Here is a 14522-nt window from a genome sequence, read left to right on the forward strand (position 1 = left end):
CAATGATAACGCGACGTGGATCAACTGACCGCAATAACTTTCACTGAATGAACGAAATCAAATGTCTTGATTGTTTTTTTTAACGTCGTTGGCGGGTTGTTAGTTTGTTGTCGTTGGACTTTCAAACAATCGCGAGGCGTTTTCGACATCCTCGATTTAACCTTGAGACAATAACTCAGTAAGGTATTCATAGTGACTGACAAAAATAGTTCGGGGCTGCTGCCGGATGAGGGCTGCTCCGCTGTAATGGGAAGTAATCTGTTGTCGTTCTTTGTCGACGTGACCAGGGAAGACAAGCGATTCATAAAAAACAGCATGCGTTGGGCTGAATACAAGGCGGATCTTCGCTTGGACCGCAAACGAGAACCTGCTGCCTGGTTCGAGTATTACTCGGGCGTCATGTGGTCTGTCGGCTGGCGCCTGGACCACGCGCCAGTGATAGTGTCAGACAAGGATTTTTTTGGAGACGTTCTGGACGCGTGGGCCAAGTCTTTGTCGGCGCAACTCAGTCGGGAAAAGGTCAGGCGTATGAAAGAAACTTTTCAAATGCTTGAGCTCGACTCCAATGGAGTCGAAATCTTCACCAACAGCACGCGAAAATGGGGAGATTTTCGATTCTCTCCTGCCAGTTACAATCTTCATAAAGAGCTTGAAATCGTCATCAGTAATGTCCGCTTATTGAGTTCCGAATGGTTCTCCACCTATCTGTTCTGGACGGTGAAGCATGAAGGTTCGCAACTTGATATTCAGTCAAGGCGTTTTGTTATAACGCCTGATCAGATTGAAAAGTATCGAGAGCAGTTAAGTCTGGCCGTGGTCGAGATGCGTCTTGGAGAAATTGAGTTGGCTTGATCGGTTGATAAGCGTCGACTCATGAAACTTTGAAATTAATTGAATGACATCTGATTTGAATGTTTTGTCGGCGATGGATAGTTTGTTTTTGCGCCATGAGGGCGTATTAATAATTGAAGGGTTAAAGTGATGAGCGATGTAATTGATAAAGTAATGTCGGCTGCCGAGCGTGTTGCAGCAATTGAAGAGTGTAATGCTTTTGTTTCCGTGCAACCGATTCTAAGGTCGCGAGCAGCGCGTGCGGGAGTTGATCTGCCTGTCGACAAGGATGAGTTGAACGCGGCCATTATGGGCTCGGGTATTGCTGGCTTTGATCCGAGCATGTCCAAGCGGAGTAAGCGGATTGTCAAAAACTCATATATGTACGCAGATATCGCGGCCCTGCTGAAATACCCGGCGCCCAGCCAAAAAGAGCAACGTTACAATGAGTTCCTGCGCCTGATGAAACTTGCAGGGTGGTTTGTTTTCAGCAGTCCCTATAACCGTTATAAAGCCGAGTCCCGCAAAGTGACAATGGATAATATCGCCCTGTCGATTATTCATGGTGCCGTGGGCGCTGCCGTTGGCCAAGGCCAGGCAGCATTGAAAGTGCTCTCGAGTGTGGCGGACTCGACTATGGAAGCACTGAAGAACGAGCCGCAGGCGCTGACGCTTTTCGAGAAGAACTCTAAAAAAGCTGAAGGTGGCAACTTCTGCATGACAAGCTCCATGCAGGATGCAGAGGGGGCGATCACCATGGCAGTTGCCGCTGTGCAGTATTTTGCCAAAGCTCAGCAGACCAAAGTCCTGTTCGTCGAATGGATGCCCAGCGACGTGGAGATTTACAACGCTGCTGCGACGATGGAGATTGAAGAAGAAGACTATCTGGATGTAGAGCCCCTGATCGTCAAAGCATTGACCGCGCAGCGCGAAAAAGCGCTCACCCTGGAGTTTGGTGCATAAGTCTGAGCTTGATTAAAGCCAGAGACGTAAGTCTCTGGCTTTTTAGGGAGGTGCAAATGAGTAAAGATCAAAGTTGTACGGCTTTCGTTTGTGCCTGTGCACTGGTTCTTGTGACAGACGATTTATCGGGTCAGGAGCGTCAGGATGCATTGGATGCGCTGCTCTATTCGCAAACAGCTGCGTCCCGTAAAGCATCGCAGTTTTCCGCGGCGCAGACATGGGCGCAAATAACGGACAGAGCAATGAGAGTGGCTGGGGCATCGCTGACCGACGATCAGGAAATGAACTTTCCATTGCCGGTATCAGGAGGGGTTACATTGTTGGAGGTGGCGCAACAGACAATGGACTGTTGGATGCCGGCAATAAATCTGCCTGGTGGACAGCGGTTGTCCGATTTAAAGTTGGAGGCAACACCGGCGACCCTTGGTTTACTTCGCCAGCATGTCGTTCGGGACGACAAGTGGATCAGATTCATGTTCGCTGTTGTTTCGCCAGGAATCACCATTCCCAAGGTTGTCATCTCTTTTGAATACTGCGGGGTGATAGGGGCGGATATTCTTCAACATCGCTTCACTGCGGACGACGTAGTGGGTGACGTTTGCGTGTCTGCCAGCAAGGCTCTGTTGGATAGGGAAGACTATGATTTCTCCCGGGCAACGGTGATCTCCTTGCTCGGCGAACGGCGTCAGGAGCAGGTTCTCGCCCTGACGTGAATCATCGCCTTGGCTACTGAAGATGAATAGTGTTCGTCCGTTGGACGGGTTCCGACGGGCAGACTTTTCATGCCACCGGACAAAGCAGGCATAATACCGCGCCTTCGCCCGCGAAGCGCTTCTGCCACACAACCGGTCAGCCCCTTGAACGAACGCCCGATGTCCACTGCCTTACGCCCCTCGGCCTGCCCGGGGTTGCTGCGTATCGTCCAGGCACTGGACGGCGGAATCTGTCGGATCAAGCTTGATGGCGGTTCAATCAGCGTTGATCAGGCCGATGCGGTGGCCGCTGCCGCCGAGCAGTTCGCCAGCGGCGCGATCGAGGCGACCAATCGTGGCAATCTGCAGGTTCGCGGTATCGGGGCGCAATCTGCAGAGTTGATCGAGCACTTGCTGGCCGCTGGCCTCGGGCCAAAGAACGCCGCCGGCGACGATGTGCGCAATCTGATGCTCAGCCCCGGCGCCGGCATCGATCGGCAGATGCTGATCGACACACGGCCGCTCGCCGAACAGATCCTCGACACCTTGCAAAGCCATCCGCGTTTCCACGAGCTGAGCGCCAAGTTCGCCGTGCAACTCGATGGCGGTGAAGCGCTGGCGATGCTCGAACATCGGCATGATCTGTGGCTGTCGGCGTTCGAGCGTGACGGCGAAATTCTCTGGGCATTCGGTCTGGCCGGTTGTCCCACCGATCGCCCGCTCGGCGCTGTGAGCCTGGACAATGCTCACGCACTGGTGGTCGCTGTGCTGGAGTTGTTCCTCGATCTGGCCCGGCCAGAACAAACACGAATGCGCCATCTGCTCGAGGAGTTGCCAAGGCTCGCGTTGCTTGACTCGTTGCGCGAGCGCGTATCGCTCAAAGCGATCAGCAACTGGCAGCGCCCGACGTCGGCAGACGCGCTGCACATCGGCGCTCATCAGCAGAACGCGCAAGGTCTCTGCTACGTCGGCGCGGTGCCGCCACTGGGTCGACTTGATCCGGCGATGCTGCGTGGCGCGGCGCAACTGGCCCGACAATTGGGCGATGGCAGCCTGCGCTTCACGCCGTGGCAGAGCCTGCTGTTGCCGAACGTGAAAACCACTGATACCGACCAAGTCCTTGAGCAGTTGCGGGCGTTGGGCCTGTTGACGACCGCAGCCGAACCCCTGACTCGCCTGATCGCCTGCACCGGCTCCGATGGGTGCGGCAAAGGCCTGGCCGACACCAAACAGGATGCCCGGCAGTTGGCACCTTTGCTGCCCACAGGGCTCAGCGTGCACCTGTCGGGCTGCTCGCGCTCCTGTGCCGCCGCCCACTGCGCGCCAGTGACGCTGCTGGCCGTCAGCCCTGGTCATTACGATCTCTACTTTCGCGATGCGGCACAGCCCGGTTTCGGCTCGCTGCACGCCTGCAACCTTACTATTGAAGCGGCCGCGACCCTGCTCGACGACCGCTCCCGGAGCCCCCTTGATGCTTGATTACATCCGCGACGGTCAGGAGATCTATCGCAACTCCTTCGCAATCATTCGCCGCGAGGCCAATCTGGCGCGCATTCCCGCCGATCTGGAAAAACTCGCGGTGCGAGTGATCCACGCCTGCGGCATGGTCGAGGCCGTCGACGGTCTGCAGTTCTCCGAGGGCGCCGGCCAGGCCGGGCGCGATGCACTGGCGGCCGGTGCGCCGATTCTCTGCGACGCGCGCATGGTCTCCGAAGGCGTGACCCGCACGCGCCTGCCGGCCAACAACCAAGTGATCTGCACCTTGCGCGACGACAGCGTGCCGGAGCTCGCTCGCGATTTGGGTAATACCCGCTCGGCCGCCGCGCTGGAGTTGTGGCGCCCGCACCTCGAAGGCAGTGTGGTGGTGATCGGCAACGCGCCGACCGCGCTGTTCTACTTGCTGGAAATGCTCGACGCCGGCGCGCCGAAACCAGCACTGATTCTCGGCTTCCCGGTCGGCTTCGTCGGCGCTGCCGAATCGAAAGCGGCGCTGGCCGCCGACAGTCGCGGCGTGCCGTTCGTGATCATGCAGGGTCGTCTGGGCGGCAGCGCCATGGCCGCCGCCGCCGTCAATGCCCTCGCCACGGAGATCGAATGATGCAGGCCAAAGGACGTCTGATCGGCCTCGGTGTCGGTCCCGGTGATCCGGAACTGATTACCGTCAAAGCCTTGCGCCTGCTGCGCGAATCGCCGGTGGTCGCGTACTTCGTGGCCAGGGGCAAGAAGGGCAATGCGTTCGGCATCATCGAGGCGCATCTGGTCGAGGCGCAGAATCTGCTGCCGCTGGTCTACCCGGTGACCACCGAGGCCTTGCCGGCGCCGCTGTCGTATGAGCAAGTCATCAGCGATTTCTACGACGAAGCCGCTGTGGCGGTCGCCGAGCATCTGGACGCCGGCCGCGACGTGGCGGTGATCTGCGAGGGCGACCCGTTCTTCTACGGCTCCTACATGTATTTGCATGATCGTCTCGCCAGCCGTTACGAGGCCGAAGTCGTGCCCGGCGTGTGCTCGATGCTCGGCGGCGCTTCGGTGCTCGGCGCGCCGCTGGTGTATCGCAATCAGAGCCTGTCGGTGCTCTCCGGCGTGCTGCCCCATGAAGAGCTGAAACGGCGTCTGGCCGATGCCGACGCGGCAGTGATCATGAAGCTGGGGCGCAACTTTCCCAAAGTGCGTCAGGTGCTGGAAGAACTCGGTCTCGCCGCCCGCGCGCTGTACGTCGAACGGGCAACCATGGCCAATCAGAAGATCGTGCCGATGGATCAGGTCGAGCCGATGTCCTCGCCATACTTCTCGCTGATCATCGTCCCGGGCGAACGGTGGCAAGGTTGATGAGCCAATCGACTCCCGCCATCGTCATCCTCGGCCAGGGCAGCCTCGCGACGGCACGGCGCATTCAGCAGGTCTATCCGGCGGCGCAGGTCCATGGCCTTGCCGGACGGGTCGATGGCGCCGACAGCGTTTATCAGGAATTCGGCGCGACCCTGCGCTCGTTCTATCAACAGGACACGCCGATCATCGCCCTGTGTGCGGCCGGGATTGTCATTCGCACGTTGGCGCCGCTGCTGTTGGAGAAAGGCGCCGAACCGGCGGTGCTGGCGGTGGCCGAAGACGGCAGCGCGGTGGTGCCATTGCTCGGTGGACTTGGCGGAGTCAACGTCATGGCCCGGGAAATCGCGGCGGCGCTGCAAGTGGCGCCAGCGATCACCACCAGCGGCGAATTGCGCTTTGGCACCTGCCTGCTCAACCCGCCGAGCGGCTACGCACTGGCGGATCTGGAGTCGGGCAAACGTTTCGTCTCCGATCTTCTTGCCGGGCATAGCGTGCGCATCGAAGGCGCGGCGCCGTGGCTGGATCAGGCGCAGTTGCCGCAGGATCCGCAGGCGCAGCGGTCGATTCATGTGAGCAGTGCGCAGCGTGTGGCCAGTGCCGATGAACTGCTGATTTACCCGCGCAGTGTGGCGGTGGCGGTGAGTGCTGAAGTGTCGGACCTGCCAAACGTCGTTCGCCATGCGTTACTTGCGGCCAACGTCGCCGTTCCGGCACTGGCCTGCCTGGTGGCCGCCGACACTGATATGGCCGCGACGAATCTGCGCGAGGCTGCGCTCGAATTGGGCGTGCCGCTGCGCTTCGTGGCAGCGCAGAGCGATCTGCAGGCATTGGCCCGCGTTGCAGTGCCAGCGGCGAACGTCAGTGGCGGTGAAAATCTGGCGATCGCGATTGCCGAGCAACCGCTCGACGTCGCGCAGATCGGTCGTCCACGGGGTCGACTCGCGGTGATCGGCCTTGGCCCTGGCGCCGCCGAACTGATGGTGCCGGCGGTGAAAGCCGAACTGGCTCGCGCCACTGATGTGCTCGGTTACGAAACCTACGTGCGCATGGCTGGCCCTTTCCGTGACGATCAGGTGCAACACTGCACCGACAATCGTGAAGAAATGCAGCGTGCCCGCCACGCTTTCAGGCTTGCCGCCGAAGGACGTTCGGTGATCGTGGTGTCTTCTGGCGACCCGGGCGTGTTCGCCATGGCCGCTGCGGTGCTCGAAGCCTTGCACGAGTCGGATGATCCGGCGTGGCACAGCGTGGATCTGGAAATCCTCCCGGGCGTCTCCGCCTCGCTGGCCACTGCGGCTCAGGCCGGTGCGCCGCTGGGCCACGACTTCTGCGTGATGTCGCTGTCGGACAACCTCAAGCCCTGGGCGATCATCGAGAAACGTCTGGATCTGGCCGCCGAGGCGGATCTGGCCCTGGCCTTCTACAACCCGATTTCCCGCGCACGCCCATGGCAGTTGGGCCGGGCGCTGGAAATCGTCGCGCAGCATCGCGCGGCTGAAACACCGGTTGTGCTCGGGCGCGATATTGGCCGTCCGGGGCAGAGTCTGCGTACCACGACACTGGGCGCATTGACCGTGGATCAAGTCGACATGCGCACCATGGTGTTGATCGGTTCCTCCACGACATGCACTTTTGCCCGTGCCAACGGCGGTAACTGGGTTTACACACCGCGTTGGTATGGCAACAAGCCGGTCACTTGAGTGGGTAATTACTTGCCAGAAAAGTTGTAAGTAAAACTCCAGCGGTCGCCACTCAACTTGAAAACTGTCGCCAAGGCCGTAAATCCCCGATTTACGGCCTTTGTGCTTGTCGACGGCAACGTTGGCCAGGCTTTTTTTGCGCTGTAAGTGTTTCGGATTTATTGCTGGCATGACGTTGCCAGCCGTTATCGAAATCTCCTGAATTTGTTGATGTTTGAATGTTCCAGTGGTGCGCCATAAGTTGCTGCCCTGAGGCGCGCTTTGCCGTCGTTTCAGCCCGCACCTGTGGCCACTGGCGGCGCAATGATGCGTTCGCCTGCGCCATTTATGAATAAATCAAGGATGACGCAATGGCGCTCAGAAATCGTGACTTCAGTGGCCGTGAGTTTGTCTCGCTGCCAGAGTATGAATTGATAAAAAAGACACTCGGTGAATTTGCCGGTGACAGCGTTTACCAAGCGCTTGAATACACATATGAAAGTTTCAAAGCGGCAGCCGACACTGCGCAGAAACTTGAGTTGGCAAGTTTGTTCACTGAACAACTGGCTAATCTGCTCAAGCGCAAGGCAACGCCTGTCCCGGCTGCTGTCGATGAACTTTCAAGCAAATTGCAGCGTTACATTTTCCGGCTTTCCGAGACGCTTGCGATGTTGTCAGGCACAGCCAGGCCCGCGCCAAACATTGTGCATTTCGTCTGGGTAGGCGGCAGCGAAGTGGGAGCGATTCAACGCGACTACATGAACATCTGGCAACAAGTCCTCGCGCCGGAGGATTACCGTTTCAACCTGTGGTACGACAGCGATGCCTTGCTGTCCTTCGAAATGAACCGCGTCATTCTCGACAGTGCCCGGCTCGACGCCATGGAGTCAGGAGGCGATCAGGTCAGTCGTCCCGGTCAGTTGGCCAGTATGATTGAAGAGCGCGCCCGGGTTCTCAAACAGCAGATGTTCGAGCATCTGCAGCAGCCGCAGTGGGCCGGTCGCGCAGACCTGGCGCGCATCGATCTGCTGGTGCGCGGGTATGGCAAGGACCGCGCAACTCTGGAAGCTTTCCGTCAACAGTGCCTGGACAGCCATCTGGCGATGGTGGGGCCGCAACTGCGCTTGCGCGATGTCCGCGAGGAGTTCGCGGAGCACTTTCTGGCGGATGTCTATCAACGGGAAGTGGCGCTGCGCGGCAATTTTGCTGCCGCCAGTGATGTCGTGCGTCTGCAGGCCGAGCACCTTGAGGGTGGGCGCTATACCGACATGGATTATCTGCCACCGCTGGCGGATCGCCTCGGCGGTGTGGATATCTCGGCCTTCAATGACGGGCAGCGCCTCGGTGTCTTGCAGCTTCTGCTCAATCATGATCCGGCGTTGATGCCGGGCCGCGAGCGCCAGCGCTATCCCGATAGCACTGAGCGCATTCCCGAACAGCATAAAGATGCGCTGGTGACATTTGCCCAGCGCAAGCCCGGCGTGCGCGAGTTGTTCGTGGCGCCGAAAGTGGTAGACGTGGCCGAGAACGGTTTTCGCATGGGGCAACAGCTGGGCGCGGAGATGAACGCGCATTTCCTGGCTCAGCCTGCCAGCGGCATGACCTTGTCGATCATGGAAACGATCCGCTTCAATTACGACATTCTGCGTAAAGTCGAAGCGACCATGGCGGCTTCCGGTTTTGCCTGGTCGCAGGCCGAGCAGTTGTTGACGGTGATTGAAAACGTCACCAATGAGATCAGGACTCAGGCCAACCTGACCGCTTGGGACGACGTTTATCTGGCTGGCTTGTTCAAGGCGATTTTCGGCTATTTCCAGGACGGCATTCGCAACGAGGCAGGCGGCACTATCGTTTTGACTGGGCCGGGTGCGGCACTTGCCGGGTTGAGGGAATATATCGACGCGCATCTTGACCCGGACGCATTGAATCCGGTGCTTGCGCATTTGAAGTTGCGCGAGGGATATAACTTTCAGACTGAAGAGGAAACGGTGTCCGGCTGGATCGTCAAAGGCACGGACGAGCAATGGCTGGAAAACGAGCGCGGCAAATGGCAGCAGGGAAAGCTCAAATCCCGGTATGCCGGGCAGATGCCGGAACTCCTCAGGGAGCAGACGCTGACCTTCAGGCGCGGCTGGCCGGTGATCGAAGGCAAGCCGGTGCTGCTGACGTCGGTTTTGCAGCAATTGATGGACGACCTCGGCGAACCGTTCATCGATGCAATGCGCGAAAAGTTGAGCGGCGAGATTGCCTTCGATAAAACCGTCGCCATCAGCTTTGACACGCGCCAGCAGATTCTCGCGCAACCCGTGAGCGAATTGCCGCTCTCCCACGGCGCCGACGTCATCAGCCACCTCAACGAATTGCTGACAAAGATTGCCCATGGCTCGCTGCCGCTGGAACAACTGAGCCCGATGGCGCGCGTTCTGCTCGGTGGCGTATTTGGCGCTTCGCGCCTCGACGATTCCGGTTTTGCGCAGACATGGCAAACGGTGCGCGAACTGGCTGGCGAAACCGCAGCCGAAGGTACCTTTGCGCGCTACGACGCCCTGGAAAAACAGTTGCGCCAGAACCGTTCGCCGGCATTCGAAGCCGGCCTCGCCAGCAGCCCGCGTGCGGCAACGCAAAGCGCGCGAGCACTCAAGGTGCTGGCGATGTCGCAACCCCTGACGCTGCGTCAGTGGGGCGAGCGCATCGGGCAAATCAAGCGTACGGCGCAGAACGAGTTCCGTACGCAGATCCTCCAGCGCAGCGCACAGGTGCGCGAGATCTTCGTCGGAGCCGGGGCTTTTTCGGCGCGGCAAGTGTCTCAGGACCTGCTGCTCAGCACAGCGAGCGAGCCCGGTCGGCGTTGTTATCCGCTGGCTTTGCTGATGGGCGCGGCCGTGGCGGCAGGGGAATCTGCGGAGCGGGCGCTGGTGGGGCACGTCGCCACCGCCACCCTCAGCCCTGATGAAATCGGTTCGCGCGCTTTGCTCAATGCGCTGGACGAGCTGCGAGCGTTGCCTACCGCTGAGATTGGTCAGGGTCGCGGCCGGCAAAGCCTTGATGGCGCGTTGCAAACGCTGGACGCGAACAGTGCGTCCAGTGTCCTGTTGCTCGACACCGGCGATCACGCTTTGCTGCTCGCCAAGGTGCGGGTGGGGGAGCGAATGGTCTACCGCTTTTATGACCCCAATTTCGCCATCTACGCGTTTGCCAATGGTGCGCAACTCAAACGCAGCGTCGCCGGTTATCTGAGCGCTGATGACAGCATGCTCGCCCGTCTTTATGGCCTGGGTGAAATGGCCTCGGCGCAGTTCAACGTGATCGAGTTGAAGACCGGGACCCCCGCCGAACTGGTGTTGGCCTCCGATTTGCGCGTAGACAGTTTCCTGCACAACCAGGCCGATGCGGATCATCGGTCTGTTTCGGTGTGGCACAAGCAAGCCTTGGCCCGTGCGCGCTCATTGAGTGAAAACGCACAAATGGGCGCCAGTCTGGCGCAACTGGATGCGCGTTACTGGGCCGGCGAGTTCGAGGCGGCCACCCTGCGTTTACGCGATGAGCAAAACCTGGGGCGTGAGTACCTGCCGCTGCTCGATACCGTCAAACCTGCCGACGACGGTGGCTTCCGTCTGACCTTGGTCGACTCGGGGAATGCGCAACGCACCCTCGAAGTCTCGACCCGAGATGAGCGCTTCAGCAGGGTCAGGCAGCATGTCGATCGCCTCGTGCAGGTCGCGGCAGGCGAGCCACGCCAGGCCGGTGACGCCGACGGTGGCAGCCGACTGAGCTTTGCTTTCGCTCTGCAAACCCTCATCAGCGAAATGCGCCAGCGCGATTACCGAGTGGCGGATCATCCGCCGACTCTGAGTACCGCCCTGCAAATCCAGGTGTACGTCAGTTATGCGCAGTTGGGGTTTGGCGTCGTCACTGACGCGGTGCAGATCGCCAACCTGGTCAGGCAAGTGGCCGCAGGCGAGCAGGCATTACAGCAGGCGTCGTTGGCCGGGCGACTGGCGGGGCGTGCCGCTACAGGAGTCGGCGTGGCCTTTTCCGTGGCCAATATCGGCTTCGACATCTACAACCTGTCGCTGGCGCAAAACCATGAGCAGGGGGCACGGTTTGCCACATCGCTGGCCTTCAACGTCGCAGCACTGGGACTGGATGTGGTCGCCCTGGCGGCGGGGGGCATCGTAGGCGGTGTAGCGGCGTCGCTGTCCGTGCCGTTGCTGGGTATCGGCATCGGCGTGACCGCGATCGCCAGTAATCTCGGGCAGATCATGGACAAGGCTGCAGCCATCGGCGAGCACCTGTCGCAGATCTACGACGCTTATCAAGAGTCCTACGAAAGCTATCGCAAGGTCTTGCAGTTCCCTTCGCTGGCAGTGATTACCGATCTGGACTTGCAAAGCAGAAGGGTCGTGTTCGAAGGACAGAAGTTCTATCCCTGGAAGGGCAGTGCGCTGGAGCTGCCGCAGTACGACGACGATCCGGCCAGGCGCCATGCCGCGATCAATATTCCCAGTGCCTTTGAGCGACCTGCTGTGGGCAGCATTTGGGGGACTTCGCCGCAAGCCGTGGTGCTGCCGTGCTCGCCGATTTGTTATTACGGCTATGAATATCAGATCGGCAGCGCGGGGGCTGTGCCTTTTGCCACCACCCGCTATCCGCGGTTGCACGACCGCCTGGCGCAGCAGCTGGAATATGACACCCAGGGCAACCGTGTGTTTTATCTGTTCAGTACGCCGTTTGCGCCGCACATCCTCTACAAACTGCATCCGGTATTCATGGTCACGGCGATCAAGGTCCGCTTGAGTGAAGAGGTGCGTGAGCTGGTTGTCCCGGATCTGCCGCAGGAGTGGCGCAGGAAAATCGCCTACCAGATCACTGCACCGCAGGGGCAGTACCGGATTCGACTGGTGCCGGGCTTGCTGGCAGTGAACTTCGAGCAAGCGGAGGGGTGGCAACAAGTGGCCTGGACGGTGCAAGCGTCTTGGGCACGGATGGAACAGGTCAGCTTCCGCCGGAAACCACGAGACAGTGTCGACAGCGCACCTGAAATGCTGGTCGATGGCCTCGTATTGAATCGTTTCGATGGCATCATCGAGCTGGCCGAAGGGCTGTTCCGGGTCGACTGGACAGGCCTCAGCCTGCATCTGGTCGGCATCATCCTCAACTACGGCACCGGCCGCGACAAAGTCGCCGAGCAAATGCGCCTCGCCAACGCGGCAACCAGAGGCATTGCGGCGCCAGTGCTGAACTTCTTGCAGGCTCAGGTCAGAACCGGACAACTGACAACTGCGTATGTGCCCTTGCATAACTTCAGGGTGCCGTTCAGTGCGCCGAGTCGGCAAATTGTCACCACCGCCTGGTACGACACTGTGCGGGATCGAGTGCTGTTTGCACGTGACGCCCCGCAAGAGGTCAATGAAGGCCTGGTTCTGGCGGGTGTCAGCGCTCACCATGCGTGGTTCTACCATCGAGCTCATCCCACGGTATGGCGCGTCGATGTGCTGACCGGCACCGTTGAGCATCGCTACCGTTTGAAGAACCCGCGCATAGGCTCGACGATCACCGGATGCGAGCAACTGACCGATGGCGCGCTGCGGGTTTCGCAAAAGCTGACGGCAGAAACATCGCACGGCACCACGACTATCGAGTACCGCATTACCACGCAGCACGTGGAGTTGACGGCTTGCAAGGTTGTTTTCGCGGCCGAGGACTACCGGTTTGAGCCGCGCGAAGCATTGCGCCAGATCGACGTGCCATTCGCGCACGACTCGCCAGGCACGGCCGTCAGCACCAGCGAGTGGTCTTACGCTCCCTTCATAGTCGTCGAGGGCTATGCGGGGCTGCGGTTAAGCGACCGGGCCTGGTTGAACAAGACGACCGGCAAATGCATTCAGGCCGGACAAGACCTGTCCTGGCCCGAAGACTTGTTGATGCTGATGCCGTCCAGCCGTGAAAACAACGCGGTGCTGTTCTATAGCCAGCAGGAGGGAACGATCAGTCGCGGCATCGAACCGCGTGTCGGGCGTTGGGAGAATGTGGTGATCGAGCGCGATGTGGTCGAGCTCACTCAGACCCGTCAGCGCTTCATCGCCACCAGAGAAGACGGCCGCCTGTTTGAGGTCGATATCATTGATGTGCCCGCAGCGGCTGTGAGCGACGAAGCCATTGCGCTCAAGTTCGGGCTGCCACCCCTCAGAAGCGATGAAGCGTGGCGAGATCAGGCAGATAAACCCTCGATCCTGCGGTTTGCCGGCATTGGCCAGCGCTGGCTGCAGCGTAACCCCGATTGGTTGAGCGCACTGCCCGGGTTGGTCAAAACCGCACCGTTGACGCCTTTTCCGATCCTTGGTTTGCGCGATGCGGCGGGTCAGGCTTTGCTGGCGGCATGGTACGTAGAAGGGCAAATCGCTTTGGCCGATATCGGTCAAGGCAAGGAGTTATCGCTGCTCGGCCCGACGCCGGATAAAAAAGCTGTGTGGTTGTCAGAGCCAGGCACTGGACAACTTTATCGCCAGCCGCTGGTGGCGATCAAAGCGCTGCGCGGAGCTTTTTCGGCTGAGCATCGTTTGCTCAAGCCGCAGTCGCTGCTCAGGGCTCAAAAGGTATGGACGTCATGGGCCTTTAGCGAGGTGCGGCGCCAGGGTGAAGGGCTGGTCGCGCAGACGCTCGATGGGGTGCATCTGCAATTGTCGGATAATCAGCCAGCCATGATCGTTGCCGTGGAAAATCGCTGGTCTTACGTGCCGAGTCAGACCGATGAGCAATTACGTGCGCGCCTCAAAGCGTTGCTGAGCGACCATTCCCACCCGGCTGTCGTGCAAGTCTCAAGCGTGCCCGGACGCTATCTGTATTACTTGCCGAAACTCGATCGATTATTCGACCTGGCCGGTCGCAGCGACGGACAGTGGTCGGCCTGGCTCGGCACACGTGGGGCCAGGCATCCGTTGCTGTTCGACCCGGTCGACCAATTGATCTATAGCGCTGGCCCGAAAGAAGGCGTCTGGCTACCCGAGAGTCATGCTCATCGCGATGCTGAGGTCATGACGCTCGAAGTGGGTCATGACATTACCGAGGTCGCCAGGTTGCTGCCCGATGGCGTCGACAAGCTGCTGTTGGCCTTCGGTCCGCAGACTGGCGGCTACCAGGTATCGCAAGAGGCCTGGCAGCGTCTGGATTGCATCGTGGTCGATGTGCGGCAGCCTTGCGCCGCTGATACGACAGAACCGTGCCTGTTGTTTCTGAACCTCGACGAGTGTGGGCATTGGTTGATGTCGCGGGTCGATGGCAATGTGGTGCTGACCGATCCCGACTCCGGGCGCAGTCTGATCGTGCGCAATTTCGATCCGCGCCAGCCGCTGAAGCTGGTGCTGCCCATTGCCGGCCTGCCGTACAGTCTCATGCTGGCTCAAGGGCTGGAAGCCTTTGTCAGTGCGCGCGGTGCCGAGCCAACGGCCAGCCTGACAGCGGTGATCGCGGCGCTGCGCTGAGGTCGCTGCACACTAAAACGCCGCACACGGTGACCGTGCGCGGCGTT

The 14522-nt window shown here is 59.7% G+C and carries 8 protein-coding genes; all 8 read left to right on the forward strand.

Annotation, left to right across the window (positions count from 1 at the left end; translation table 11 throughout):
- The first annotated feature begins 192 nt into the window (after positions 1-192).
- The 8 genes from AB4N53_RS22860 to AB4N53_RS22895 all read left to right on the forward strand — a co-directional run bounded on the left by AB4N53_RS22860 (position 193) and on the right by AB4N53_RS22895 (position 14475).
- Positions 193-852 carry a hypothetical protein gene (locus tag AB4N53_RS22860; protein ID WP_460123567.1) on the forward strand — a complete coding sequence of 220 codons (660 nt, stop codon included), beginning with the start codon at positions 193-195 and terminating at the stop codon, positions 850-852.
- 129 nt (positions 853-981) lie between these two features.
- A complete protein-coding gene (locus tag AB4N53_RS22865) occupies positions 982-1794 on the forward strand; it encodes a hypothetical protein (RefSeq protein WP_460123570.1) in 813 nt (270 codons plus the stop codon).
- 56 nt (positions 1795-1850) lie between these two features.
- On the forward strand, positions 1851-2507 hold the full coding sequence (locus tag AB4N53_RS22870) for a hypothetical protein (RefSeq protein ID WP_460123573.1): 657 nt from the start codon (positions 1851-1853) through the stop codon (positions 2505-2507).
- Positions 2508-2666: 159 nt separating this feature from the next.
- Positions 2667-3965 carry a precorrin-3B synthase gene (gene cobG, locus AB4N53_RS22875; RefSeq protein WP_460123576.1) on the forward strand — a complete coding sequence of 433 codons (1299 nt, stop codon included), beginning with the start codon at positions 2667-2669 and terminating at the stop codon, positions 3963-3965.
- Entirely contained in the window at positions 3958-4584 is a 627-nt protein-coding gene (locus tag AB4N53_RS22880) for a precorrin-8X methylmutase (RefSeq protein ID WP_460123579.1), read from the forward strand. The genes cobG and AB4N53_RS22880 overlap by 8 nt, the downstream gene beginning before the upstream one ends.
- Positions 4584-5315 carry a precorrin-2 C(20)-methyltransferase gene (locus AB4N53_RS22885; RefSeq protein WP_460125237.1) on the forward strand — a complete coding sequence of 244 codons (732 nt, stop codon included), beginning with the start codon at positions 4584-4586 and terminating at the stop codon, positions 5313-5315. Before AB4N53_RS22880 ends, AB4N53_RS22885 begins: the two co-directional genes overlap by 1 nt.
- Positions 5315-7015 carry a precorrin-3B C(17)-methyltransferase gene (cobJ, locus tag AB4N53_RS22890; RefSeq protein WP_460123582.1) on the forward strand — a complete coding sequence of 567 codons (1701 nt, stop codon included), beginning with the start codon at positions 5315-5317 and terminating at the stop codon, positions 7013-7015. The genes AB4N53_RS22885 and cobJ overlap by 1 nt, the downstream gene beginning before the upstream one ends.
- A gap of 350 nt (positions 7016-7365) precedes the next feature.
- Positions 7366-14475, forward strand: coding sequence for a TcdA/TcdB pore-forming domain-containing protein (locus tag AB4N53_RS22895; protein ID WP_460123585.1), 7110 nt, complete (start codon positions 7366-7368; stop codon positions 14473-14475).
- The last annotated feature ends 47 nt before the right edge of the window (positions 14476-14522 follow it).

Source organism: Pseudomonas sp. H3_E04 (genome assembly GCF_054668915.1).